The following is a 1,934-nucleotide window of genomic DNA, read 5'->3' as shown; positions in this document are numbered from 1 at the left end:
ATAAAATTCAAACTCCTCTTTTTAAAATTGAAGAAGATAAACTAGAGCTACGTTCATTTACAACGCTTTATGAAAAACTCAAGTATATATTTTCTCAATATTTTTCTGAAAACAAATCTTGCAAATACTAATGAATGTCTTCTTTATTATTTAAGATTTAATATATATTTTGAATGCGATGTATTAATTTATTATATTCCAATATAATCCAAATAAGTACTTCACTCACTTTTACATCTATAAAAATCCAAAAAGTAATTTAACCTTGTTAAAATAACTCATAAAAAAAGCATCCTAATTAATAGAATAGGATGCTTTTTCGTAATCATAGTGTTATAGAAGATTTATATACTTATGCTACGCTGCGATACTCTTCTTCTTGTTCTTTTTTATGTTTAGGTGCTTGAATTAAAATTGCGATAATGAATGACACGACACATAATACACCAATCACCATGAACGTTGGTTTGAATCCACCCAGAAGTGCACCGATAAAGGAACCTGCAAGCGCCCCAAATCCAAATCCTTGATACACAATTCCATAGTTCTTACTATGGTTTTTCATACCGAAGAAATCACCAACAATAGCTGGGAAAATAGTGATATTTCCACCAAAGCAAAACGCTACACTTGCTACACATACGAAGTAAATACCATAATTTAAATCTACAAAACTTAGAACTAAAACTGAACTCGCCATAACAACAAAAGTACCAGTAACGATTTTTAAACGACCAATTTTATCCGATAACGGTCCTAAAATAATACGACCTAATGTATTAAAGATTGCAACCATAGCCACCGCATTAGCTGCTGTTGCTGCGCTAAGTCCCACAAGTTGAACACCAATGTCTTTTACCATACCAATTAAGTATAAGCCACTCATACATGATGTAAATAACATTATAAATAATAAGTATACTTGTTTTGTGCCTAACATTTCTTTCGTTGTGTATTCCTTAGTTTTTGTTTCATGAACTGCTCCTTGATCTGCGGCTTGATGGATTAAACAAGCGCCAATTACAATCATAGCTGTAACAATTAAACCCCAGTATATAAATGCTTGCGATACACCAACTGATTCAATCAACTGTGCGTTAACATATTTAAAAATTAAGCTACCTGAACCATATGCAGAGACAGAAATACCAGCAATTAAACCTTTACGCTCCGGAAACCACTTTATTAAATTTGATAGTGAAGTGATATATGCTGTACCATCTGCATAACCTACAACAACTCCTGCTAGTACATAAAGCAATATTAATGAGGACGCTTGTGAACTAAGTATTAATCCTAGTCCTAATGCTAATCCAGCTATCATAATAAGTTTACGAAGTCCCCATTTTTCTTGCAATTTACTCGCAAATAAAGTTGAAAATGCTAAAGAAAGACTAGTAATTGAGAAAGTTATCGCAACAGCGTTAAGACTCCAACCATATTTACTAACTAAAGGCTGATTGAATAAACTCCATGTATATATCGTTCCAAGCCCCATCTGTACTATAACTGTGCCAAGAACAACAAACCATGGATTAACAGTTGATTTTTTCATACCTTTCCGCCTCCTCTTTCTATTTCAATGCTATTCGCTAAATTTACTTTTTTTATGTTCATTTTGGTCACCTCTTTTGATTTAACACCTTCATTGTATAAGATGTTTCCGCCTATGTAAGCACTTACAAGATAGAGCGTCAAAAACATGGAATCAGTTACAGAAAACGAAGGACGAAATACAAAAAACTACTGATTAAATACATAAGTAGCTTTTATAATGTTTAGCTTCAATACAACTTACAACTGTTTTATCATCTTCTTTTATAAAAATTATGTCTCATGTTATACAATTGCTAAATTAAAATTTCCCTTTACAAGTAGAAAAAATTTTTATACTTCGATGTACCTTATTTTTTATAAAATCACAAATTTTTTTC

1 protein-coding gene is annotated in these 1,934 nt (G+C 31.6%); it reads right to left on the bottom strand.

The window, feature by feature from the left end; all coding sequences use genetic code 11:
• Positions 1-352 precede the first annotated feature (352 nt).
• Positions 353-1,555 (bottom strand): L-lactate MFS transporter, encoded by a 1,203-nt coding sequence (locus tag DN403_RS23680; RefSeq protein ID WP_000750108.1) that lies wholly within the window; start codon positions 1,553-1,555, stop codon positions 353-355.
• Positions 1,556-1,934: the final 379 nt, after the last annotated feature.

This window comes from Bacillus sp. AY2-1 (assembly GCF_008368965.1).
Lineage (GTDB): Bacteria > Bacillota > Bacilli > Bacillales > Bacillaceae_G > Bacillus_A > Bacillus_A thuringiensis_S.
The sequence above is the reverse complement of the archived record's forward strand: the minus strand, read 5'-3'. Positions and strand labels throughout refer to the sequence as shown.

Excerpts from the sequence above, each read along its gene's own strand:
- DN403_RS23680 (WP_000750108.1), bottom strand. The coding sequence starts at position 1,555 with ATGAAAAAATCAACTGTTAATCCATGGTTTGTTGTTCTTGGCACAGTT.